19 protein-coding genes and 1 tRNA gene are annotated in these 22,130 nt (G+C 67.7%); 5 read left to right on the plus strand and 15 right to left on the minus strand.

Annotation, left to right across the window (positions count from 1 at the left end; genetic code table 11):
- Window positions 1-15: 15 nt before the first annotated feature.
- From BMY35_RS21355 to BMY35_RS21375, 5 genes are all read right to left on the minus strand, one after another.
- Window positions 16-1,929 carry a SurA N-terminal domain-containing protein gene (locus BMY35_RS21355; protein ID WP_093203407.1) on the minus strand — a complete coding sequence of 638 codons (1,914 nt, stop codon included), beginning with the start codon at window positions 1,927-1,929 and terminating at the stop codon, window positions 16-18.
- Window positions 1,930-2,006: 77 nt separating this feature from the next.
- Window positions 2,007-2,082, minus strand: a tRNA-Val gene (locus tag BMY35_RS21360).
- A 29-nt stretch (window positions 2,083-2,111) separates the two neighbouring features.
- Window positions 2,112-2,384 (minus strand): HU family DNA-binding protein, encoded by a 273-nt coding sequence (locus BMY35_RS21365; RefSeq protein ID WP_007830705.1) that lies wholly within the window; start codon window positions 2,382-2,384, stop codon window positions 2,112-2,114.
- Between the two features lie 220 nt (window positions 2,385-2,604).
- On the minus strand, window positions 2,605-3,690 hold the full coding sequence (locus tag BMY35_RS21370) for a tartrate dehydrogenase (RefSeq protein WP_093203409.1): 1,086 nt from the start codon (window positions 3,688-3,690) through the stop codon (window positions 2,605-2,607).
- Complete coding sequence (locus tag BMY35_RS21375; RefSeq protein ID WP_093203598.1) at window positions 3,687-4,604, minus strand: alpha/beta fold hydrolase; 918 nt, start codon at window positions 4,602-4,604, stop codon at window positions 3,687-3,689. Before BMY35_RS21375 ends, BMY35_RS21370 begins: the two co-directional genes overlap by 4 nt.
- 71 nt (window positions 4,605-4,675) lie before the next feature.
- Between BMY35_RS21375 and BMY35_RS21380 the strand changes: the two genes are divergently transcribed.
- A complete protein-coding gene (locus BMY35_RS21380; RefSeq protein WP_093203410.1) occupies window positions 4,676-5,635 on the plus strand; it encodes a LysR substrate-binding domain-containing protein in 960 nt (319 codons plus the stop codon).
- A gap of 19 nt (window positions 5,636-5,654) precedes the next feature.
- Here the strand turns inward: BMY35_RS21380 and BMY35_RS21385 are convergent, their stop codons facing one another.
- The 3 genes from BMY35_RS21385 to uvrC are packed head-to-tail and all read right to left on the minus strand — an operon-like array spanning window position 5,655 to window position 9,118.
- Complete coding sequence (locus BMY35_RS21385; protein WP_093203412.1) at window positions 5,655-6,542, minus strand: DMT family transporter; 888 nt, start codon at window positions 6,540-6,542, stop codon at window positions 5,655-5,657.
- On the minus strand, window positions 6,539-7,105 hold the full coding sequence (pgsA, locus tag BMY35_RS21390) for a CDP-diacylglycerol--glycerol-3-phosphate 3-phosphatidyltransferase (protein WP_093203413.1): 567 nt from the start codon (window positions 7,103-7,105) through the stop codon (window positions 6,539-6,541). The genes BMY35_RS21385 and pgsA overlap by 4 nt, the downstream gene beginning before the upstream one ends.
- A 48-nt stretch (window positions 7,106-7,153) precedes the next feature.
- Complete coding sequence (uvrC, locus tag BMY35_RS21395) at window positions 7,154-9,118, minus strand: excinuclease ABC subunit UvrC (protein WP_093203415.1); 1,965 nt, start codon at window positions 9,116-9,118, stop codon at window positions 7,154-7,156.
- 142 nt (window positions 9,119-9,260) lie between these two features.
- On the opposite strand from uvrC, the gene ggt reads away from it, so the two are divergent.
- A complete protein-coding gene (gene ggt / locus BMY35_RS21400; RefSeq protein ID WP_093203417.1) occupies window positions 9,261-11,315 on the plus strand; it encodes a gamma-glutamyltransferase in 2,055 nt (684 codons plus the stop codon).
- Window positions 11,316-11,358: 43 nt separating this feature from the next.
- Here the strand turns inward: ggt and BMY35_RS21405 are convergent, their stop codons facing one another.
- Complete coding sequence (locus tag BMY35_RS21405) at window positions 11,359-12,783, minus strand: M20/M25/M40 family metallo-hydrolase (RefSeq protein WP_093203418.1); 1,425 nt, start codon at window positions 12,781-12,783, stop codon at window positions 11,359-11,361.
- A gap of 74 nt (window positions 12,784-12,857) precedes the next feature.
- Between BMY35_RS21405 and earP the strand changes: the two genes are divergently transcribed.
- The 3 genes from earP to BMY35_RS21420 all read left to right on the plus strand — a co-directional run bounded on the left by earP (window position 12,858) and on the right by BMY35_RS21420 (window position 15,670).
- Complete coding sequence (earP, locus tag BMY35_RS21410; RefSeq protein WP_093203420.1) at window positions 12,858-13,937, plus strand: elongation factor P maturation arginine rhamnosyltransferase EarP; 1,080 nt, start codon at window positions 12,858-12,860, stop codon at window positions 13,935-13,937.
- A 175-nt stretch (window positions 13,938-14,112) separates the two neighbouring features.
- Window positions 14,113-14,667 carry an elongation factor P gene (efp, locus tag BMY35_RS21415; protein WP_093203421.1) on the plus strand — a complete coding sequence of 185 codons (555 nt, stop codon included), beginning with the start codon at window positions 14,113-14,115 and terminating at the stop codon, window positions 14,665-14,667.
- 139 nt (window positions 14,668-14,806) lie between these two features.
- Window positions 14,807-15,670, plus strand: a complete 864-nt coding sequence (locus BMY35_RS21420; protein ID WP_093203601.1) for an LOG family protein — start codon at window positions 14,807-14,809, stop codon at window positions 15,668-15,670.
- A 31-nt stretch (window positions 15,671-15,701) separates the two neighbouring features.
- Here the strand turns inward: BMY35_RS21420 and BMY35_RS21425 are convergent, their stop codons facing one another.
- The 6 genes from BMY35_RS21425 to BMY35_RS21450 all read right to left on the minus strand — a co-directional run bounded on the left by BMY35_RS21425 (window position 15,702) and on the right by BMY35_RS21450 (window position 22,130).
- Window positions 15,702-16,367, minus strand: coding sequence for a TetR/AcrR family transcriptional regulator (locus BMY35_RS21425; RefSeq protein WP_093203423.1), 666 nt, complete (start codon window positions 16,365-16,367; stop codon window positions 15,702-15,704).
- 8 nt (window positions 16,368-16,375) lie between these two features.
- On the minus strand, window positions 16,376-16,834 hold the full coding sequence (locus BMY35_RS21430; RefSeq protein ID WP_093203424.1) for a hypothetical protein: 459 nt from the start codon (window positions 16,832-16,834) through the stop codon (window positions 16,376-16,378).
- Between the two features lie 86 nt (window positions 16,835-16,920).
- On the minus strand, window positions 16,921-18,459 hold the full coding sequence (locus BMY35_RS21435; RefSeq protein ID WP_093203426.1) for an MFS transporter: 1,539 nt from the start codon (window positions 18,457-18,459) through the stop codon (window positions 16,921-16,923).
- Window positions 18,460-18,566: 107 nt separating this feature from the next.
- Window positions 18,567-19,730: an MFS transporter gene (locus BMY35_RS21440; protein ID WP_093203428.1), complete on the minus strand. Its 1,164-nt coding sequence runs from the start codon at window positions 19,728-19,730 to the stop codon at window positions 18,567-18,569.
- On the minus strand, window positions 19,727-21,121 hold the full coding sequence (locus BMY35_RS21445; protein ID WP_093203429.1) for a DNA recombination protein RmuC: 1,395 nt from the start codon (window positions 21,119-21,121) through the stop codon (window positions 19,727-19,729). Before BMY35_RS21445 ends, BMY35_RS21440 begins: the two co-directional genes overlap by 4 nt.
- A gap of 22 nt (window positions 21,122-21,143) precedes the next feature.
- Window positions 21,144-22,130, minus strand: a complete 987-nt coding sequence (locus BMY35_RS21450) for a 2-hydroxyacid dehydrogenase (RefSeq protein ID WP_093203431.1) — start codon at window positions 22,128-22,130, stop codon at window positions 21,144-21,146.

Genomic DNA, 22,130 nt, shown 5'->3' on the forward strand with positions numbered 1-22,130 from the left:
TACCGCGCGTGCGTATCAGCGCGCGGCGGGCGGCAGCGTCTCCGCCGGCTTCGGCACCAGGATCTCCGCTTTGAAGCGGTCCTTCAGGAGGTTGTAGTAGGCGGCATCCTCGGCGGCAGCAATCGACTGACCGACCTGCGACTGCTCCTGCTTGGCGAGTTCGGCCGGAGGCGGCGTGCGCGGCACGACCTTGGTCACGCGCACCACCGTGTAGCCCTGCGCGCCCAGGTCCACGCCGACGAGCACGGGCAGCTTGGAGGGGTCGGCACGCAGCGCGGCATCGATGACCGGCAGCGGCTGCGATTGCGCGTCGCGACGCGACACCGTCACGGGCGCGCCGAAGGTCGCGCCATCGGCCTTCGCGGTCCAGGCAGCGAGCTTTGCTTCGCCTTCGGTCTTGGCCAGCACGGCGGCACGTTCGGCGACGAGCTGGGCACGGATCTTGTCCTTCACGTCGGCCAGCGGCACCGGATGCGCCGGCGAGTACTTCGTCACGCGGCCCGACGCGAGCTGGCTGGGGCCGACTTCGATCGCTTCGGTGTTCTGCTTGCGCTCGAGCGAGTCGGCGGCGAACAGCGCGTTCAGGAAGTTGCGGTTGGCCAGCGGGCCGGTTGCGCCGGGTGCCGCGGTACGCGCGACGTTGTCGGCCGTCTTGATCGTGAGCTTGAGCTTCTCGGCCGCGGGCTTGAGGCTGTCGGGCGTCTGGTAGACCGCGTCGGTGAAGGTCTCCGCGGCCTTCGCGAATTCCTGCGTCGCCTGCTGCGAGCGCATGTCGTTCTCGATGGTTGCGCGCACCTGCTCGAAGGGAGGCACCACGGCCGGCTTGATGTCGGTCAGGTGAATGATGTGATAGCCGAACTCGGTCTCGACGACGTTGCTGATCTCGCCCTTCTTGAGCGCGAACATCGCATCCTCGAAAGGCTTGACCATCGCGCCCTTGGTCACGAAGTCGAGGTCGCCGCCCTTCTCCGCCGAGCCCGGGTCCTGCGAATTCTTGCGTGCCACTTCGGCGAAGGTGCTGGGAGCCTTCTTCACGTCGGCCAGCAGTTGCTCTGCCTTGGCCTTGGCCTTCTCGCGGTCGGCGGCAGACGCGCTGGCCGGCGCGGTGATCAGGATGTGGCTCGCGCGGCGCTCTTCCTTGGAGCCGAAGCGCGAGGCGTTCTGCTCGTAGTAGGTCTTGAGGTCGGCCTCGTTCACGACGACGTTCTTCTTCGCCGCATCGAGGTCGAGCACCAGGTATTCGATGCTGGCCTGCTCGGGCGCCTGGAACTGTGCCGTGTGGTCCTTGTAGTAGGCCTCGACGTCGGCATCGCTCACCGTCACCTTCGAGGCAAAGCTGTCGGGGGTGAAGCGAGCGACCTGGATCTCACGCGTGTCGTAGAACGCGTTGATGGTGGTGGCCGCCAGGGCCGGCGGTGTGAAGGCCGTGCTCGAGATGCCCAGCAGCACCTGCTGCGTCGCCAAATCGGAACGAACAGAGGCCTCGTACTGCTCCGGCGTGCGGCCGGTCACGCGCTGGAAGGCCTCGCGGTCGAACTTGCCGTCGGGCGTGCGGAAGCTGGCAAGGCCCTGGTCCTGCGCAAAGATGCGCGACAGGCGGTCTTCGGACACCGTCATGTTGGCCTTGGCAGCCGCTGCGGCCAGCACGCGATCGCGCACCATGCGCTCCAGCGTGGCATAGCGCAATGCGTCGGACTCCAGGAGCGTCGGATCGACGTTGGGCGACTGCTGGCGGATGCGGTCCGTCTCGACGCGGTGCTGCTGATCCCACTCGGGCTTCGTGATGTCATGCCCTTCGACGCGTGCGACCTTCTCGTCGCGGCCGAACCCCTGATAGCGCTCGACACCGAAGAACACGAACGAGGGAATGATCAGCAAGAACAAGAAAATCATCACGACTTTGTTGTACTTGCGGAAGGTATCAAACATGCTTGAACACTCTTTTTCGACGGCTGTCGGACGGCAACAAAAAAGGCGAACTTGTGGTTCGCCTTTGCATCGGGTGGTGGTGGGTGCTGAGGGGCTCGAACCCCCGACCTACGCCTTGTAAGGGCGCCGCTCTACCAACTGAGCTAAGCACCCCACCGGAAATACTCTCCGAGTCTAACGCCTCAGTTCAGCGCGTCTTTGAGCGCCTTGCCGGGACGGAACTTCGGGATCTTGGCGGCCTTGATTTTAATAGCGTCGCCGGTACGGGGATTACGGCCGGTGCGGGCCGCGCGTTTGCCTACTGCGAAAGTGCCGAAACCGACGAGCGAAACAGAGCCGCCCTTTTTGAGCGTGGTACGAATGGCGCCGATGGTGGATTCGAGCGCGCGGGTCGCTGCGGCTTTGGAAATATCGGCGTTCTTTGCGATGTGCTCAATCAGTTCGGTCTTGTTCACAAGGGCCCCTTGTAGAAAAAAAGTTGGTCGGCTTTCGTCAGCTGCGACCTGGCCGCAAACGGTGCGACACAAGAACCTGGCAGGCCTGACGCCTCGGCAGCGCGCTGCCAGCGAGGATTACAACCACTGGTCTGCAGGGTGTCAATAAGACACGAGGCCATGCCGAGCAGCGGAGCGCGCGATTTTAGGGGCGTTTCGTGAAGTCCTTTTTCGCGGCGGCTCAAAGCGCATCGGCGATGGCCTTGCCCAGGTCGGAGGTGCTGGCCTTGCCGCCGATGTCGGGGGTGCGCGGTGCTCCGCTTTGGGGCGCGAGCACCTTCTCGATGGTCGACAGGATGGCGTCATGCGCCTGCTTGTGGCCCAGGAATTCCAGCATCATCGCGCCGCACCAGATCTGGCCGATCGGGTTGGCGATGCCCTTGCCGGCGATGTCGGGCGCCGAGCCGTGCACCGGCTCGAACAGCGACGGCATGGTGCGGTCGGGGTTGAGATTGGCGCTGGGCGCGATGCCGATGGTGCCCGTGCAGGCCGGCCCCAGGTCCGACAGGATGTCGCCGAACAGGTTGCTCGCCACCACCACGTCGAAGAAGTCGGGCCGTTGCACGAAGTGGGCGGTGAGGATGTCGATGTGGAACTTGTCCAGCCTGATGTCGGGGTAGCTCTTGCCCATCTCGGCCACGCGCTCGTCCCAGTACGGCATGGTGATCGAGATGCCGTTCGACTTGGTGGCGCTCGTCAGGTGCTTCTTCGGCCGCGACTGCGCAAGCTCGAAGGCGAACTTCAACACCCGGTCGACGCCCACGCGCGACATCACCGTTTCCTGCACCACGATCTCGCGCGGCGTGCCCTGGTACATGCGCCCGCCGATGCTGGAGTACTCGCCCTCGGTGTTCTCGCGCACGATGTACATGTCGATCTCGCCGGGCTCGCGCGGCGTGCCGTCGCGCCGCACCACGGGCGCGATGATGCCGGGCATCAGGCGCGCGGGACGCAGGTTGATGTACTGGTCGAACTCGCGGCGGAACATCAGCAACGAGCCCCACAGCGACACGTGGTCGGGAATCTTCTCGGGCCAGCCCACCGCGCCGAAGAAGATGGCGTCATGCCCGCCGATCTGGTCCTTCCAGTTGTCGGGCAGCATCTGGCCGTGCTTCTCGTAGTAGTCCCAGCTCGAGAAGTCGAAGTAGTCGAACTTCAGGTCGATGCCGAACTTGCGCGCCGCAGCATCGAGCACGCGCACCCCCTCAGGCATGGTTTCCTTGCCGATGCCGTCGCCGGCGATGACTGCGATTCTGTGGGTGCTCATGGATTGGCTCCTGCGTGTGCTTGTTGCAAAGGTGAAAAGAAGGCCAGGGCTTCGGCGAGCAGCTCGTCCGGAGCCTCTTCGGGAACATAGTGGCCGCATGGCAGCGCGCGGCCCGACACATCGGCGGCACGCTCGCGCCACAGCGCGAGCACGTCGAAGGCCTTGCCCACGGCGCCATGCTCGCCCCACAGCACGCGCAGCGGCAGCGCAAGCTGCCGGCCCGCGGCGATGTCGGCGCGGTCGTGCTCGAGGTCGATGGTGGCGGAGGCACGGTAGTCCTCACAGATCGATTCGGCCGTGCCTGCGATGGCGGCGCAGCGCTCGTACTCGGCCAGCACCTCGGGCGCGAAGGGAGCGAGGCCGGCGTGCCGCCCGCCCATCACGCTGCGCACGTAGCGCACGGGGTCGGACGCGATCAGCGCCTCGGGCAACGGCGGCGGCTGGATGAGAAAGAACCAGTGCCAGTAGGCCTTCGCGAAGGCTTCGGATGTCTGCTCGTACATCGCGAGCGTGGGCGCGATGTCGAGCAGCAGCATGCGCTCGACGGCCACGGGATGGTCCATCGCGAGCCGGTGCGCGACGCGTGCTCCGCGGTCATGCGCCAGCACGCCGAAGCGGTCGAAGCCGTGGTGCCGCATGGCGGCGAGCGCGTCGAGCGCCATCTCGCGCTTGCTGTAGACAGCATGTTCGGCATCGGCCGCCGGCCGGCCCGAGTCGCCGTAGCCACGCAGGTCGAGCGCCACCACCGTGAACTTCTCGGCCAGGGCGGGTGCCACGCGATGCCAGATCGCATGCGTCTGCGGATGGCCGTGCAGCAGCAACAGGGGAGCCCCCTGCCCGCCGATGCGCCCGCGAATGCGCACGCCGTCTCGCTCGATGTCGAAGGTGGGGAAGGAAAGAAAAGAGGCCGTCACGGCGACGATTGTGCGTTGCGCCCTGCCGGCCATCAAGCAACAATCAGCCAATTCATACTTTCCAATCTGGCATGAATCCACCATCGATGGACCGCGGCGACCTGGCACTGGTGCTGGCGATCCGCGACCAGGGCAGCCTGGCGGGCGCGGCAGCCACGCTCGACGTCGTGCCCTCCGTCGTCACCAAGCGGCTCGGTGCGCTGGAGGCGCGCCTGGGGCAGCGCCTGTTCGAGCGCACCACCCGCCGCCTCAGCGCCACGGCCGAGGGCGAGGCGGTCTGCCTGCACGCACGGGCACTGCTCGACGGCTTCGTCGCGCTCGAGAACGAACTCGGCGAGCGGCAGAACGAGCTGACCGGCACGATCCGCCTGGCCGCCACCTTCGGCTTCGGCCGGCGCTGGCTCGGGCCGGCGGTGGCATCCTTCCAGGCCCGGCACCCGGCGCTGCAGATCGAACTGATGCTGACCGAGCAACTGCCCGACCTCGGCGCCGAGGGCTACGACGGCGCAGTCTGGCTCTGGGCCGTGCAGCAGCGCCATGCGGCCGACTGGATTTCGCGGCGCATCGCGCGCAACCAGCGCGTGCTCGCCGCCTCGCCCGACTACCTGAAGCGCCGCGGCACGCCGGCCACGGTCGAGGCGCTGGCCTCGCACGACTGCCTGGTCGCGCGCGAGAACGGCGACGCCAGCCAGCGCCAGCACGCGGTGTGGACCCTGCGCTACGCGCGCGACGGCAGCACGGCGCGTGTGCGCGTCCAGGGAGCGCTGGCCAGCAACTCGGGCGAGATGGTGCGCGACTGGTGCCTGGCCGGACACGGGATCATGCTGCGCAGCCTCTGGGACATCGCGCCGCAACTCGCCAGCGGCGAGCTCGTGCGCCTGCTGCCGCAATACGCGATGGCGGAAGCCGACATCCACTGGATCGCGCCCTGGCGTCCGAAGACGCCGCGGCGCGTGCGCCTGCTGGTCGACCACCTTGTCGAGCAGTTTCGCGGCGAGCCCTGGAAGCCGGGCAAGGCCGGCGGGCGCTAGAAAAGAAGGATCGGACCGCTCAGCGTCCGTTGCGCACCACGAGGCTCACGCCCACAGCGGTAAGCCCGATGCCCAACACCGTCACCAGCGTGATCGGCTCGGAGAAAAGCAGCCACGCCATCACCGCCGTGCAGGGCGGTACTAAATAGAGCAGGCTGGTGACGGCGGTGGCCGTGCCGCGCTGGATCAGCATGTAGAGCAGCGAGCTGCCGCCCAGCGACAGCGCCAGCACCGACCACGCCATCGCCCCGCCCGAATGCAGGTTCCAGTGGATGCTGTCGGACTCCAGCGCCGCGAACGGCAAGGTGACCAGCACGGCAGCCGCCATCTGCACGGCGCTCGCGCTGCGCACGTCGCAGGGCGCGACGAAGCGCTTCTGGTAGAGCGTGCCCGCAGTGATCGACACCAGCGCCATCAGCGCGAGCGCCATCGTCTGCACGCTGACCTCGCCGCCCTGCCCCAGCTTGCGCAGCACCACCAGCACCAGGCCCGCGAAGCCCAGTCCCAGCCCGGCCCATTGGCGCCCCGTAATGCGCCCGCCGGTGAAAGACAGCCAGACGGCCGTCAGCACGGGCTGGATGCCGACCAGCAGCGCCACCAGCCCCGCGCCCATGCCCTCGCGCACCGCGGCCCAGACGCCGCCGAGGTAGCCCGCCTGCATCAGGATGCCGGTGACGGCCAGGTGCCCCCACTGGGCGCGCTGCTTCGGCCACTCGACCCGCGCCAGCGCGACCCATGCGGCGAAGCACGCGAGCGACAGCGCGAAGCGAACGGCCAGGAACTTGAGGGGCGGCGCATACGGCATGCCGTAGCGCGCGACGATGAAGCCCGTGCTCCAGATCAGCACGAAGACCGCCGGCATCGCCCGCAGCCAGCCCGCACCGCGGCCCGCGGCTGCCGGGGTCATTTGGTACGGGCCCGGATTTCCGGAATGGCCTTCTGCAGGTAGTACACCATCGACCAGATGGTGAGCACGGCAGAGATCCAGATCAGCCACTGGCCCCAGACGCCGGTGTCGATCACGCCGAACAGGCGCCCGTCGTAGAGCAGGAAGGGAATGGCGATCATCTGCACGGTCGTCTTGACCTTGCCGATCATGTGCACCGCCACGCTCTTGCTGGCGCCGATCTGCGCCATCCATTCGCGCAGCGCCGAAATGGCGATCTCGCGGCCGATGATGATGAGCGCCACGAACACGTCGGCCCGGTTCAGGTGCACCAGCACCAGCAGCGAGGCGCACACCAGGAACTTGTCGGCCACCGGATCGAGAAAGGCCCCGAAGGCCGAGGTCTGGTTGAGCCGGCGTGCCAGGAAGCCGTCGAGCCAGTCGGTCGCGGCGAAGACGATGAACATGACCGTGGCGATCAGGTTGCGCATCGGCTCGGCCATCGGCAGGTAGAACACGCCGACGATCAAAGGGATCGCGACGATGCGCGTCCAGGTCATGATGGTCGGTAGCGTCCAGAACATCGCTTGATTGTGTCATGGCGGCGTTAACCCCCTGCGGGGGTCGCGCGATCAGTGCAACGCCTTGTAGATTTCTTCCGCCAGGTCGGCGGCGATACCCTCGACCGAGGCGATGTCCTCGACGCTCGCAGCCGCCACACCCCGGATGCCGCCGAAGCGCTGCAGCAGCCGCGCGCGCCGCTTGGGCCCGATGCCCGGAATGTCCTCGAGCTGGCTGCCGCCCACCCGCACCTTGGCGCGCTTGGCCCGCATGCCGGTAATGGCGAAGCGGTGCGCCTCGTCGCGGATCTGGGCCACCAGCATCAGCGCGGCCGAGTCCTTGCCCAGGTAGACCTTCTCGCGGCCGTCGGCGAACACGAGCTCCTCGAGCCCGACCTTGCGGCCCTCGCCCTTCTCGACCCCGACGATCAGCGACAGCGGCAGGCCCAGCTCGCCGAACACCTCGCGCGCCATCGACACCTGCCCCTTGCCGCCGTCCACCAGCACCAGGTCGGGCATGCGCGCGGTGGTCCGGGTCTTCGCGGGCGCCTCGCTGCCGTCGCTCTCGGCGTCGCCCGGGGGCAAGGCATCGGTCTCGGCCGCCATCGCCTCGGCCAGCTTGCCGTAGCGTCGGTGCAGCACCTGGCGCATGGCCGCGTAGTCGTCGCCGGGCGTGATGCCTTCGATGTTGTAGCGGCGGTACTCCTTGTTCTGCATGGCGTGGTGTTCGAACACCACGCACGAAGCCTGCGTCGCCTCGCCCGCGGTGTGCGAGATGTCGAAGCATTCGACGCGGAAGTTGTCGAGGTCGTCCGACGCCAGCTCCAGCGCATCGGCCAGCGCACGCGTGCGCGCCTGCTGCGAGCCCTCCTCGGCCAGCAGCCGGGCCAGCTGCAGCTTGGCGTTGGTCTCGGCCATCTCGAGCCAGTGCCGGCGCTGCTCGCGCGGCTGGAACACCGCCGTCACGCGCGAGCCGGCCTGCTGCGAGATCGCCTCGATCAGCTCGCGGCTCACCTGCTCGCTCAGCACAAGCGTGGCGGGCACGGGCACGTCGATGTAGTGCTGGGCGATGAAGGCCTCGAGCACCTGCACCTCGACCGGGTCTGCGACGGCGGGCGGCGCGCCCTCCTCGTCATCGAGCTCGCCGTGATGGATCTGCGCCGCGTCTTCCACGTGCACCGGAAAGTACGGCCGGTCGCCCAGGTGCCGGCCGCCGCGCACCATGGCCAGGTTCACGCAGGCCTTGCCGCCCTGCACCTTCACGGCAAGGATGTCCACGTCCTTGTCGGACGCGATCTCGATGGACTGCTGGTGCAGCACGCGCGAAATCGCCGACATCTGGTTGCGCAGCTCGGCCGCCTGCTCGAACTCGAGCTTCTCGGCATGCGCCGTCATGCGCTGCTCGAGCTTGGAGAGCACGAGCTGGGTGTCGCCCATCAGGAAGGCCTCGGCGTTGGCGACGTCCTGCGCGTAGGCCTCGGGCGCGATGTGGCCCACGCACGGACCGCTGCAACGCTTGATCTGGTAGAGCAGGCAGGGCCGCGTGCGGTTGGCATACACCGTGTCCTCGCAGGTGCGCAGACGGAACACCTTCTGCAGCAGCTGGATCGACTCCTTCACCGCCCAGGCGCTGGGGTACGGCCCGAAATAGCGGTGCTTCTTGTCGACCGCGCCGCGGTAATAGGCCAGCCGCGGAAACTGGTGCGAGGCGATCTTGAGATAGGGGTAGCTCTTGTCGTCGCGAAACAGGATGTTGTAGCGCGGCTTGAGCGTCTTGATGAGATTGTTCTCGAGCAGCAGCGCCTCGGCCTCCGAGCGCACCACGGTGGTCTCCATGCGCACGATCTTCGAGATCATGTGACCGATGCGGGTGCCGCCGTGGTTCTTCTGGAAGTAGTTGGCAACCCGCTTCTTCAGGTTGCGCGCCTTGCCCACGTAGAGCACCGCGCCGGCCGCGTCGAAATAGCGGTACACGCCGGGCAGTTGCGGCAGGGCCGCCACTTCGCTGAGCAGTTGTTCGGAATGCACGTCTGACATGGCGGCTATTGTGGCGCGCGGCATGGGGCCCGGCGGCCGTCTGAGCGCAAACCCCGACGCGGCTGGAACGAAATGTGCTGAAGATGAGGCACGGGCGCGAGGAGCGCCCGTGTTCTTTCTAAAAACCTACTCGGGACTCTCCATGAAGAAAAGCAACAACAGACGCGTCTGGTGGGCGCTCACGCCTGTCGCGCTCTCGCTGAGCCTCACGGCCTGCGGCGGCGGCTCCAACAACGACGCACAGAACACGGCAGCCACGCTTGCGGCGATCGCCGCGATCAACGCAGCGAACCAGCCGGCACCGGCCGCGCCCGATACCGGCTGCCTGATCCCGAGCGGCGGCTCCTCGGTGGTGGTCGGCTCGGGCGACGCAGGCGATCCGGCAGCGCCCGAACCTGCCTCGGGCTACGTGCCCGGCCACAAGCTGGTGTACGCGAAGAACTACATGGTGGTCGCCAACCACCCGCTGGCCACGCGCGCCGGCTGCGACATCCTCAAGGCCGGCGGCAGCGCGGTCGATGCGGCCGTGGCGGTGCAAGCCGTGCTCGGCCTGGTCGAGCCGCAATCGAGCGGCCTGGGCGGTGGAGCCTTCATGCTGTACTACGACGCGGCCACGAAGAAGGTGCAGGCCTATGACGGCCGCGAGACCGCTCCGGCCGCGGCCAATGAGAACTACCTGCGCTACATCGACCCGACCGGCGCGGACACCACGGCACCCAAGCCCGGTGGGGCACGCGCCAGCGGGCGCTCCATCGGCACGCCGGGCGCGGTGCGCATGCTCGACATCGCCTACCAGGACCACGGCAAGCTGCCGTGGAAGGACCTCTTCGGCTACGGCATCACGCTGGCCTCCGACGGCTTCTCGATCGGCGGGCGCATGGCCGCCGCCATCTCCTCGTCGGCCACCAGCCTCAAGCGCGACGCCGAAGCCACGGCGTACTTCCTCAATGCGGACGGCTCGCCCAAGGCGCTGGGGACGAAGCTGAAGAACCCGGCATATGCGAAAACGCTGAACGCGATCGCCACGCAGGGTGCCAGCGCCTTCTACACAGGCGACATCGCGCAGGGCATCGTCGACAAGATCGGCATCACGACCGCGGCGAACGACGGCTCGGCCATCACGCCTGGCATGACCACGATGGCCGACCTGGCCAACTACAAGGCCAAGCGGCGCGATCCGGTCTGCGGCACCTATCGCGACTACTACGTCTGCAGCATGTCACCGCCCTCCTCCGGCGGCATTGCCGTGGTGGCCAGCCTGGGCATCCTCGAGACCTTCAACCTGGGTCTGTACAAGCCGACTGCCATCGACATCGAGGGCGGCAGGCCGACCGTGATGGGCGTGCACCTGGTGAGCGAGGCCGAGCGCCTGGCCTACGCCGACCGCGACAAGTACGTGGCCGACACCGATTTCGTGCCGCTGCCGGGCGGTTCGGTCGACACCATGATCAACAAGCCCTACCTGCAGAGCCGGGCCAGCCTCATCAGCCTGACGAAGAGCATGGGCGTCGCCCAGGCCGGCAACCTCGGCTCGGTGCCGCTGGGCATCGACAAGACCGAGGAGCACGGCACCACGCACTTCACCATCGTCGACAAGCAGGGCAACGTGGTCTCGATGACCACCACGGTGGAGTCCACGCTCGGCTCGTATCACATGACGCAGGGCTTCATGCTGAACAACCAGCTGACCGACTTTGCGTCCAACCCCGACGACACCAGCGTGACTCCGAGCGTCAAGGTGGCCAACCGCGTCGCCCCCGGCAAGCGCCCGCGCAGCACGATGGCGCCGACGCTGGTGTTCAGGAAGAACGCCGACGGCAGCATGGGCGAGTTCGTCATGGGCACCGGCTCGCCGGGCGGCGGCACCATCATCCAGTACGTCGTGAAGACGCTGGTCGGCGCGCTCGACTGGGAACTCGATGCGCAGCAGGCCACGTCGCTGGTCGACTTCGGCGCGTCCAACAGCGTCAACACCAACGTGGGCGGCGAGCATCCGAACGTGGACACCAGCAGCAGCGGCAACAACGACGCGCTGGTCACCGGCCTGCGCGCACTGGGTCACACGGTGGTGACGTCGGCCCAATCCAGCGGCATCAGCACCATCATCCGCACCAACGTCGGCGGCAAGCCGGTGCTGAGCGGTGGCGCCGACCCGCGGCGCGAAGGCATCGTGCTGGGCGACACCTTCACGCCCTGAGAGCCCGCAGGGCCCTCGCGGCCCTGAGGGTGCCCTGTGCGACTTACTTCGCGAGCTCGCTGACCAGCCGGTAAAGGAACTCGCGCCCGTCGTACAGGCGCTGGATCTCGATGCGCTCGTCCAGGCCGTGGGCGCGCGCGTCGGACGGCTCCAGGAACATGCCGGTCACGCCGTACATCGGGATGCCGGCATTGCGCATGAAGCGGCTGTCGGTGGCGCCGGTGCTCATCGCGGGCACCACGGGCACGCCGGGCCACATCTGCTGCGTGATCGACTCGACCGTCTTCACGAGGTCGCCGTTCAGCGGCGAGGCCGGGCTGCGCAGCGGCTTGCCCATGTTGCGCACCACGATCTTGTCGTTGCCGATGGCCTGGGTCAGCAGGCGCTCCACCTCGTCGGGGTCGTCGTGCGGCAGGATGCGGCAGTTGACCGTGGCCTTGGCCGACTGCGGCAATGCGTTCTCGGCGTGGCCGGCCTGCACCATCGTCGCCACGCAGGTGGTGCGGAACTGGGCGCTGTAGGCCGGGTTGGCCGACATGCGCTCGATCACCGCCGGGTCGGGGTTGCCGTTGCCGACGGCGCGCATATCCTCGGCGAGCTGGCCGGTGGCGAACGGTGCGCTGCGCGCGAAGTAGGTCTTGGTGACATCGGCGAGCTTCACCGGAAAGCTGTAGTTGCCCAGCCGCTCCAGGCCGGCCGACAGCGCGTAGATCGGGTTGTTCTTCGTCGGCACCGAGCTGTGGCCGCCCACGTCGCGCGCCTCCAGCATGTAGGTGGTGTACATCTTCTCGGCCACCTGCATCCGGTGCAGGTTGGGCTTGCCGCCGCGCAGTTCGCCGCCGCCGCCTTCGTTGATGCCGAACTCGGCCTGCAGCAGCTCGGGCTTGTTGTTGATGAGCCAGAAGGCGCCGTTGCTCAGCGCGTCACCGCGTTCCTCGTCGGCGGTCAACGCCAGGATCAGGTCGCGCTTGGGCTTGAAGCCTTCCTGCTTCAGCTGACCCACTACCGAGACCAGCGCCGCTGCCATCGCCTTGTCGTCGATGGCGCCGCGCGCGGTGAAATAGCCACCGGTTTCCTGCAGCTTGAAGGGATCCGTCTTCCAGTCCTCGCGGCGGGCCTCGACCACGTCGATGTGGGCCAGCAGGAGCAGCGGCTTCTTGCTCCCGTCGCCCTTGAAGCGAAGTACCAAATTGCCCTTCTTGGGGAAGGGCTCGAAGATCTGGATGTCACCCGGAGCGAAGCCCGCTTCGACCAGACGCTTTTCCATGGCCCGCGCCGCCGCGGTGTTGTCACCCACCGAATGGGTGGTGTTGATCTCGATCAGCTCCTTGTAGATGTCGTGGAAACGCTGCTGCTGCGGCGTGAGCGACGGCGGAGTCTGCGTCTGCGCCACGGCGGCGGCCATGCCGCAAAGCGCCAGGGAGACGGCGAGCACGGTTTTCGCGGCACGGAAGGTCTTCATCCTCATGGGTTCTCTCTCCGGTGGTGGTTGTCCGGACAGCATAGCAAGCGCCATCCGCGAACGCGGGCACACTCGCGACCATGCAATCCATGCGATGGGACATCTTCTGCAAGGTCATCGACAACCACGGCGACCTCGGCGTGTGCTGGCGGCTGGCCTCCCAGCTGGCCGGGCTCGGCGAACAGGTGCGGCTGTGGGTCGACGACGCCGCGGCGCTGGGCTGGATGGCCCCCTCGGGCCATGACGGCGTGGAAGTGATCGACTGGCTCGACCCCGCGGCGCTGCGGGCGGCCGTGGCGCAGCCGGCGCCCGACGTGCTGATCGAAGGCTTCGGCTGCGAGCCAGCACCGGAACTGATCGCCCGTTTCGCCGAGCGGCCGGGCATTGCCTGGATCAACCTCGAATACCTGTCGGCGGAGCCGTACGTCGAGCGGCTGCACGGGTTGCCCTCGCCGGTGTTCAAGGGCCCCGGCGCCGGATTGACCAAGCGCTTCTTCTATCCCGGCTTCACGACCGCCACCGGCGGCCTGCTGCGCGAACCCGGCCTGATGGAGCGCAGGGCAGGCTTCGATCGCGCATCCTGGCTGGCGGCGCGGCAGATCCTCTGGCAGGAAAACGAGCGCCTCGTCTCCCTCTTCTGCTACGAGCCCCCTGCGCTGGCCGGTCTGCTGGCTCGCCTCGCCGAAAGCGGACAACCCACGCGACTGCTGGTGACGGCGGGGCGCGCTGCGCAGGCGGTTCAGGCTCTTTTCGCCGACGCCCCCTTGCCCCACGGCCGCGGCGCGCTATCAATTTCATACCTGCCCTATCTCACGCAGCCCGATTTCGACCACCTGCTGTGGGCCTGCGACCTGAACTTCGTGCGCGGCGAGGATTCGCTGGTGCGTGCCCTCTGGGCCGGGGCGCCGCTGGTCTGGCAGATCTACCCCCAGGACGACGACGCCCACCACGTCAAGCTGAACGCCTGGCTCGACTGGCTCGGTGCGCCGCCCTCGCTGAGGCTTTTTCACCACGCGTGGAACGGCTTCGGCAACGGCGCCCTGCCCGAGCCGGAAATGCAGGGCCCGTGGCTGGAAACGGCCCGGGACGCCCGCGCGCGGCTGCTCGCGCAGGAAGACCTGGTCACCCAACTGCGGAAATTCATCGCCCAAAAAAGCTAAAATAGTTGGCTTTGCGGATTCCGGCCCGGATCTCACCGATCCGGGGTGCCCTTCCGCTAAACCTGCCGCGGGACATGTACCGCGGGGCCAGACATCCCGGCGAACGTCGAAACACACATCGAGACGGCAGCCGAAGGCCCCGCGCACCGAGCGGCCAACATCCAGAGACCCTGATATGAAAATCGCTCAAGAAATCCGCGCCGGCAACGTCATCATGCACGGCAAGGACCCGATGGTCGTCCTCAAGACCGAATACAGCCGCGGCGGCCGCAACTCCGCCACCGTGCGCATGAAGATGAAGAGCCTGATCGCCAACTTCAACACCGAAGTGGTCTTCAAGGCCGACGACAAGATCGACCAGATCGTGCTCGACAAGAAGGAGTGCACCTACTCCTACTTCGCAGACCCCATGTACGTCTGCATGGACACCGAATACAACCAGTACGAAGTCGAAGCCGAGAACATGGGCGACGCCCTGAACTACCTCGAAGACGGCATGGCTGTCGAAGTGGTGTTCTACGAAGGCAAGGCCATCTCGGTCGAACTGCCCACCAGCGTCGAGCGCGAAATCACCTGGACCGAGCCGGCCGTCAAGGGCGACACCTCGGGCAAGGTCATGAAGCCCGCCAAGATCGCCACCGGCTTCGAAATCGGCGTGCCGCTGTTCGTGTCGCAAGGCGACAAGATCGAAATCGACACGCGCACCGGCGAATACCGCAAGCGCGTCTGAGTCCCGGTTCCACCGGCTGACCACCACCCCGAAAAAGGCTCCGCAAGGAGCCTTTTTCGTTTCCGGGACATCTGCCGCGCGTTGGGCACGATGGTTGCGACGCTGCACAATCACCTTGGTCAACCTGTCCGCTTTCTCCATGAACAACACGCACAACCTTCACGACAAGCGCCTGGCCGATGCCTGGGCCACGCTCCAGACCCATGCGGACCAAGGCCTTCCGCTCGATCCCGATCCTTCGCGCCTCGCCTTCGCCGACCCCGAGTTCCTGCTGCGCCGCGAGACGCGCGGCATCCGCATGCAGCTCGAGCTGATGAAGCCCGACATCGAGCAGCGCGCCCACGGCATCGAGAACACCGTGGTGGTGTTCGGCAGCGCGCGCTTCCGCAGCGAGGAAGACGCCGCGGCCATGATCGCGCAGGCCGAGCTCGGCGGCGACACCACGGCGTCCGAGCGCTGGCGCCGGCTGGCGCGCAACTCGCACTACTACGAGAAGGCGCGCGCCTTCGGCAAGCTGGTGGCCGAGTACAGCAACGGCAAGGAGCCGCAGGACAAGCTCTTCATCTGCACCGGCGGCGGCCCCGGCATCATGCAGGCGGCCAATCGCGGCGCGCACGAGGGCGGCGGCCTGTCGGTCGGCCTGGCGATCGCGCTGCCGATGGAAGAAGAAGCCAACCCCTACGTTACGCCGGCGCTGAGCTTCAAGTTCCACTACTTCGCCATCCGCAAGATGCATTTCATGATGCGTGCGAAGGCGCTGGTGGCGTTCCCGGGCGGCTTCGGCACGCTCGACGAGCTCTTCGAGGTGATCACGCTGGTGCAGACGAAGAAGTCGAAGCCGGTGCCGATCGTGCTGTTCGGCTCGGACTACTGGAAGCGGCTGATCGACTTCGACTTCCTGGTCGACGAAGGCGTGATCTCGCCGGGCGACGTGAAGCTCTTCGAGTACGTCGACGCGCCGGAAGACGCGTGGAACGCGATCAAGCGCTTCTACAAGCTCTGATCCGATCCTGATCCGCTCCTGACCCTGTCGGTCAGTCGGCGCTGTCGTCCTCGGCGGGATGCAGCGCCTGCCCCAGGAACTTCGTGAGCGCCCGCGCGCGGCGCTTGCGCTCCGCCGCGCCGGTCTGGCCCATCGCCACCGAGTCGTCGGCCACGCCGTGCAGCGCATTGAAGAGGATCACGGCCGTGAGGGTCGGATCCTCCACGTCCCAGAAGCCGGCGCCGTCGCCCTGCTTCAGCAGCGTGACCAGCTGCGTGATGACCGCGTTGTCGTTGCGCATGCGGCGGTCTTCGGGCCTGTATTCGTGGAACACCACGTCGTGCAGCGCGACGTTGTCGAGGTAGGTCTCCAGGCCCGTTTCCACCCAGGCCTTCAGGCGCGCGTGGTAGTTGTCTGGCCGATGGCGATCCATGGCCTCCTGCAGCCGCGCGCAGAAGCTGTCGACGAAGCGCTGCTGCAGCGCGCCGAGCAGCGCCTCCTTCGACGGAAAGTACAGATAGAAGGTGCCCTTGGCCACCTGCGCACCGGCCGCGATCTCGTCGATGCTGGTGGTGGCGATGCCCTTTTCGATGAAGAGGCGCTCGGCGGCATCCATCAGCGCGCCGGCGCGCGTCTCGGGGGCCTTGGTGCGACGGCGCGGCGCGGCCTCGCCTTCGGGGGATGTGGGAGTCGTGGCAGTGCCGTCGCTCTTCGCCATCTGCAGCCTCAGGAAGCAGCCGTCACGGCCGCGCGGGCCGAGCGGATCGCCGCGCGCACGGCGGCAAGGTCGAAACGCAGGCCACGCGGCTCCATCACGCGCTCGCCGAGCCACACGAGTGCATCGTCGGCATCGGCGAAGGTGCTGGCGGGCACGCCGAAGAGTTTCTCGACATTCATCTTGCGCATTTTCTCGTACTGGTCGGCGGGCACCACGCTCGCCATGCCCATCATATGGCGGCGGATGTCGGCCCCGCGCTCCTGCAGCCACTGCTTGGCGTTCTGTGCGCTGCCCTCGGGATGGACCAGCGCGTCGGCGTCCGCGAACACCCGCAGGGACGCGAAGGGTTCGCCGCGGTCGAGCCAGCGGTTCCAGTCGTCGGTGAAGGCGCGCATGTCTTCGAGTGTCTGAAGCCCCGCCGAAACGCTGATGACGAGAGGCCATTGACTGAGTTCGTGATGGATCATGGAAAGCTCCTTGGAAAAAACCGAACGAAGGCGCGCGCGAAAGCGCACCACCGGCACACGGGCGGCGGGCATGGCGGAACGGAGCCTCAGGTCGTGCGGACGGGCAAGGCGGCGGCGCGAGGCCGCACGCTGACAAGCAGCCCCGCGGCCAGCAGGCCGAAGATGCCGGCGCAGGCCATGGCGGCATGGAAGCCGCCGGCCAGCGCTGCGGCCAGGAGATCGCGAGCGGTGGTTGGATCGAGCGAGGCCAGCGCACCCAGGTCGTGCCGTCCGACCGCGGCAACCGCCGCCTGCCGGGCGTCGTGAAGCCCGGCCTGCGCCAGCGCGTCGGCCAGCAGCGAGGTGGCGCGCGTGCTCATCAGCGTGCCGAGCAGCGCGATGCCGATCAGCATGCCGGCCTGGCGCAGCGCGTTCATCGTGGCCGAGGCCATGCCGGAGCGCTGCGCCGGTACCAGCGCCATCACGGCAGTGCTCGTCGCCGGCACGGCCAGGCCGGTGCCCGCGCCGAGGAACACGAACAGCAACGCCAGGAAGACGTAGGGCGTGCCGGCGGAGAACAGCGTCAGCAGCAGCATCGCGCCGCCGATGAGGCCGTAGCCGGCGATCATCAGCGCGTGCACGTCGAAGCGTCTCGCCAGGCGGCCGAACTGCGAGGCCACGATGCCAGTCGCGACGAACTGCGGCACCAGCCGCCAGCCGGTGTCGCTGGGCGACCAGCCCTGCACCTGCTGCAGGAACAGCGAGAAGAAGAACAGGCTGGCATACGCCGAGAACCCGAGCACGAACGAAGCGAAGTTGGCGGCCGAGAAGCGCGCGTCGCGGAACAGCCCCAGGGGCAGCAGCGGCCGCGCCACGCGCGCCTCCACCATCAGGAACAGCGCCAGGCCGACGGCCGCCGCAACCAGCGCGCTCGCCGCATGCACCGAGCCCCATCCATGCTCGCCGGCGGCGATCAACCCGTAGGTCAGCGCACCGAGCCACAGCACGCTGAGCACCTGCCCGACCGGGTCGAGCGCCGCATGCTCGGGGTGCGAAGTCTCCCGGATGCCCCAGAGGCCCAGCCCCACCGTCAGCACGCCGATCGGGATGTTGATGAGAAAGATGCTCTGCCAGCCCGCGTGGTCCACCAGCAGCCCGCCGAGCAGCGGCCCGAGGATCAGCGACAGCGCCGTGAAGGACGACCACCCGCCGATGACCCGCGCCCGCTCGGCCGGGTCCGGAAACGCATGCGCCAGCAGCGACAGCGCGCCCGGGATCATCAGCGCGCCGGCCACTCCCTGCACCGCCCTGCCCGCCAGCAGCGTCGGCAGGCTACCGGCCATGGCGCACATCGCAGAGCCGAGGGTGAACACGGCCACGCCGGCCAGCCATGCGCGCTTGCGGCCATAGCGATCGCCCAGCGGGCCGGCCGACAGCATGAAGGCCGAGAGGCACAGCGCATAGATGTCGATCACCCACTGCAGGCCGGCGAGGTCGGTGGACAACGCGCGCTGCAGCGTGGGCAGCGCGACGTTGACGATGCTCACGTCGAGCGTGGCGATGAAGCTGCCGAGATACACCGCGGCAACCAGCGCAAGGCGGCGGCGCGGGTCGGCCGCTGCCTGGGCCTGAACAAGGGAGTCCATGGACGCCTTCAAGGTCGTTGAGGAAGGCGCCGATACTGACTTTGAGTCAGTAAATTGTCAATCAGATGAGAATTACTCTTATCTGAAACGTGGATTTCACGCTCCGGTCAAACCTTCAGTCCCCAGGTCGCCCTCGCCCCGAGAGCCACGACGCCCCCCACCACCCAGAACACGCCGGCGATGCCGATCAGCGCGCCGAGCGAGCCGAACAGCATCGGCATCGCCACGCTCGACGCGTTGATGGTCATCAGCCGCAGGCCCAGCGCCTCGCCGTGCCGCGTGTGCGGCGTGATCTGGTGCAGCATGCTCATCACCATCGGCTGCACCGCGCCCAGCGCGAAGCCGAGCACCACCGAGCAGATGCCCATGGTCCAGGCCGAGTCCAGCAGCGGATAGACCGCGAACACCAGCGCCGTGACCGCCGTCGAGATCAGGATCACGTTGCGCTCCGAAGCGCGCGAGGCGATCACCGGCAGGATCACGCGGATCACCGCCGCCGCGATGGCGAAGGCGCCGAGGATCGAGCCGATCACCGAAGCGCTGATGCCCCGGTCGTGCCCGAGGATGGGCAGCACGAAGGCGTGCACGTCCCAGCTCGACGACTGCAGCCAGTTAACGAAGAGCAGCCGGCGGAACATCGGCTCGCGCAGCAGTTCCCAGGCGCGCGTCGGCTTGGCGCCCGCCACGGGCGGAGCGGGCGGCGATTCGTGCGCGCCGCGCGCGAGCATCCAGCAAAGAATGGGCAGCGCCGCCATCACGCCGAAGGAAATGCGGAACGCGAGCATGTCGGCGGGCGTGCGGCCCGCGTGGTCGATCAGCATCCCCGCCAGGAACGGCCCGACGAAGTTGGCCACGGCCGGTGCGATGGCGAGCCAGCTGAACACGCGCTTGAGCTGCGTCGCGTTGGTGGCGGAGCGGCCCACATGCCGCTGCAGCGCGATCACCGTCGCGCCAGTTGCGCCGCCGGTCAGCAGCGCCGCGAGGCACATCACCGGGAACACCGGGAAGATCACCACCAGCCCCGCGCCGACGACTGCAGCGATCACCGAAAGCCAGAGCGGCCGCTTGAAGCCATACCGGTCGGCAAAGCGCCCGGCCGGCAAGGCGAGGAAAACCTGGGTCAGCGCGAACAATGAGATCAGCACGCCGACCGCGGCCGCGCTGTACCCCTGTTGAAGCGCCAGCAGCGGCGTGGCGAGCCGCATGCCGGCCATGGTCGCGTGCAGGCACACCTGGGCGCCGATGACACGCAGCAGTTCGGAACCTTTCACGGGGAGTTTTCGCCCTCTTCTTTCTCGTTGTTGTCGGCTTCGGTGCCGGAGGTGGTGGGTGGCAGCAGCGCCTGAGCCTGCGCCTCGGGCAATGCTTCGACCTTGCGCAGCGCCAGGCGCATCTGCCGGGCGCGCGTGTCGGCCTTGTCGATGGTGTCGGAAGCCTTGGCCACCTGCTCCTTGATGCGGGCGACCCATTCGCCGTAGCGCTCGAATTCGGTCTTCACCGCGCCCAGCACCTTCCAGACCTCGGAGGCCTGGCGTTCCAGCGCCAGCGTGCGGAAGCCCATGTGCAGGCTGTTGAGCATCGCGAGCAAGGTGGTCGGGCCGGCCAGCGTCACGCGGTGCTGGCGCTGCAGCGCGTCCATCAGGCCGGGCCGGCGCAGCACTTCCGCATAGAGGCTTTCCACCGGCAGGAACAGGATCGCGAAATCGGTGGTGTGCGGCGCCGCGAGGTAGTTGTCGGCGATCGACTTGGCCTCGGTGCGGATGCGCGCCTCGAGCGCCTTGGCGGCCAGATCGGCGCCCGCGGCGTCGGCGCGTTCGTGCGCGTCGATGAGTCGCTCGTAGTCGTCGCGCGGAAACTTGGCGTCGATGGGCAGCCACACCGGTGCGCCATCGTCGCCGCGGCCCGGGAAGCGGATGGCGAAATCCACGCGCTGCCCGCTGCGCGGCTTGGTCTCGATCTGCCGGGCGTACTGCTCGGGCGTGAGCACCTGCTCGAGCAGCGCCTCGAGTTGCACTTCGCCGAACAAGCCGCGCGTCTTCACGTTGGTCAGCACGCGCTGCAGGCTGCCGACGCCCACGGCCAGCGTCTGCATTTCGCCCAGGCCCTTGTGCACCTGCTCCAGCCGGTCGGCCACCTGCCTGAAGCTCTCGCCCAGGCGGGCCTCGAGGGTGCTTTGCAGCTTCTCGTCGACGGTCTTGCGCATCTCGTCGAGCTTGGCGGCATTGGTCTGCTGCAGCTGCGCGAGCTGCGTTTCCATCGTGGCGCGCACTTCGGACAGGCGTTGCGCGTTCGATTCGCTCAGGCCCTGCAGCTGGTTGTTGAGGGTGTCGGCCAGCGTCTTCTGCAGCGATGCGAGCTGCAGCGCGAAGGCATCGAGCTGGGCGTTCTGCGTTCGCGTGGCTTCGGCGCCCTGCTGCACCAGCGCCTGCTGGAAGGTGGCGAAAGCCTGCGAGGTCTCCTGTCGGGCGCCGCGCGAGCTTTCAGCGATCTCGCGGCGCAGTTCGCGCTCGGTGCGCTCGTTGGCCGCGCCCAGCGTGGCCAGCATGCGCGACACCTCGCTGAGGTCGGGCGGAGGCTGCCGGCGGGCCAGCAGCCAGATCACCAGCACGAGCTGGATGGCCGCGAGCACGGCCAGTCCGACGAGGATCAGCGAGGCGTCCAAGGTTGCGGTGCTGCCTCTCTGCTTACTTGCTGGCCGCCGGAACCGGCGTCACGGGCGTCAGCGGGCCCTTGCCGCCGAAGTACGCGATGAGGTTGTCGGCCGCGAGGTCGGCCATGGCGCGGCGCGTGGGCACGGTGGCGCTGGCGATGTGCGGCGTCAGCACCACGTTGGGCACGGTCAGCAGGTCGGGATGCACCTTGGGCTCGCCCTCGAACACGTCCAGGCCGGCGGCGGCGATGCGCTTCTCGCGCAGCGCCACGGCCAGCGCCGCGTCGTCGACGATGCCGCCGCGCGCGATGTTGATCAGCGTGGCGGTCGGCTTCATCAGCGCGATCTCGGCCGCGCCGATGGTGTGGTGCGAGGCCGGCGAGTAAGGCACCACCAGCACCACGTGGTCGGCCGTCTTCAGCAGCTCTTCCTTGCCCACGTAGCTGGCCTTGCATTCGGCTTCGAGCGCGGCGTCTAGCCTGGAGCGGTTGTGATAGACCACCTTCATGCCGAAGCCGTGCGCGCCGCGTTTGGCAATGCCCTGCCCGATGCGGCCCATGCCGATGATGCCCAGCGTCGAGCCATGGATGTCGGAGCCAGCGAACATGTCGAAGCTCCACTTCTGCCACTTGCCCGCGCGCAGGAAGTGTTCGCTCTCGGCGATGCGGCGGGCCGTGGCCATCAGCAGCGCGAAGCCGAAATCGGCCGTGGTCTCGGTCAGCACGTCGGGCGCGTTGGTGCCCAGCACGCCGCGCGCGGCCATCGCGTCGACGTCGAAATTGTTGTAGCCCACGGCCATGTTGGCGCAGATCTTCAGGTCGGGGCAGGCGTCGAGCACCGCGGCGTCGATGCGCTCGCTGCCGGTGGTGAAGGCGCCCTGCTTGCCCTGCAGCTTCGCGATCAGCTGCTCCTTGCTCCAGCTCTCGTCCGACTGGTTCGACTCGACCTCGAACTGCTGCGACAGGCGCTCGATGGTCTCGGGAAAGATCGCGCGCGCGACCAGGATCTTGGGCTTGCTCAT

Source organism: Variovorax sp. YR750 (genome assembly GCF_900109805.1).
Lineage (GTDB): Bacteria > Pseudomonadota > Gammaproteobacteria > Burkholderiales > Burkholderiaceae_C > Variovorax > Variovorax gossypii.